The sequence below is a fragment of the Streptomyces sp. NPDC006743 genome, assembly GCF_040703815.1.
Classification (GTDB): domain Bacteria; phylum Actinomycetota; class Actinomycetes; order Streptomycetales; family Streptomycetaceae; genus Streptomyces.
In genome coordinates, this window is the sequence record NZ_JBEYJA010000169.1 from 1 (window position 1) to 1,106 (window position 1,106).

The following is a 1,106-nucleotide window of genomic DNA, read 5'->3' on the forward strand; positions in this document are numbered from 1 at the left end:
CGGCGGCGGATGTCGTTGAGGCGGGTGATGAGGGGGGCGATGGTGCGGCCCTCGCGTTCGGCGGCGGTCCAGTCGCGGGGTTTGAGCTGGTACTTCTCGGAGTCGAGGTATTCCTCGCTGCCCTCTCTGAGGGGGGTGTTCTCGCAGAGTTCGTAGCCGCTGTAGATGCCCCAGGCGGGGGAGAGGGTGGCGGCGAGGACGGCGCGGACCTCGAAGGCGGGACGGCCGCCGTGCTGGAGGTAGGCGTGCAGGATGTCGGGGGTGTTGGTGAACAGGTTGGGCCGCATGTAGGCGGCGGCCTCGCCGGAGAGTTCGGTGAGGTAGTCGGTGAGTTCCTGTTTGGTGGTGCGCCAGGTGAAGTAGGTGTAGGACTGCTGGAAGCCGGCCTGGGCGAGGGTGTGCATCATCGCGGGTCGGGTGAAGGCCTCCGCGAGGAAGACGACGTCGGGGTCGGTGGTGTTGATCTCGCCGATGACGCGTTCCCAGAAGACGACGGGTTTGGTGTGGGGGTTGTCGACGCGGAAGATGCGCACCCCGTGGTCCATCCAGTGGCGCAGGACGCGGACGGTCTCGGTGACCAGGCCGTCCATGTCGGCGTCGAAGGCGATGGGGTAGATGTCCTGGTACTTCTTGGGCGGGTTCTCGGCGTGGGCGATGGTGCCGTCGGGGCGGTGGTGGAACCACTGGGGGTGTTTGTGGACCCAGGGGTGGTCGGGGGAGCACTGGAGGGCGAAGTCGAGGGCGATCTCCAGGCCCAGCTCGCCGGCCCGGGCGACGAAGTGGTCGAAGTCCTCCAGGGTGCCCAGGGCGGGGTGGACGGTGTCGTGGCCGCCCTCGGGGGAGCCGATCGCCCAGGGCACACCGACGTCGTCGGGGGCGGGGGTGAGGGTGTTGTTGCGGCCTTTGCGGTGGGTGGTGCCGATGGGGTGGATCGGGGGGAGGTAGACGACGTCGAAGCCCATGGCGGCGATGGCGGGCAGGCGGCGTTCGGCGGTGCGGAAGGTGCCGTGGGGCTGTTCGGGGGTGCCTTCGGAGCGGGGGAAGAACTCGTACCAGGCGCCGTACAGGGCGCGTTCGCGTTCGACCTGGAGGGACAGCGGCTCGGA

At 69.1% G+C, this 1,106-nt stretch carries 1 pseudogene; it reads right to left on the reverse strand.

The features are described 5' to 3' along the window. Positions 1 to 1,106 (reverse strand): annotated as a pseudogene (locus ABZ719_RS37720) (alpha-1,4-glucan--maltose-1-phosphate maltosyltransferase); the annotation flags it as partial.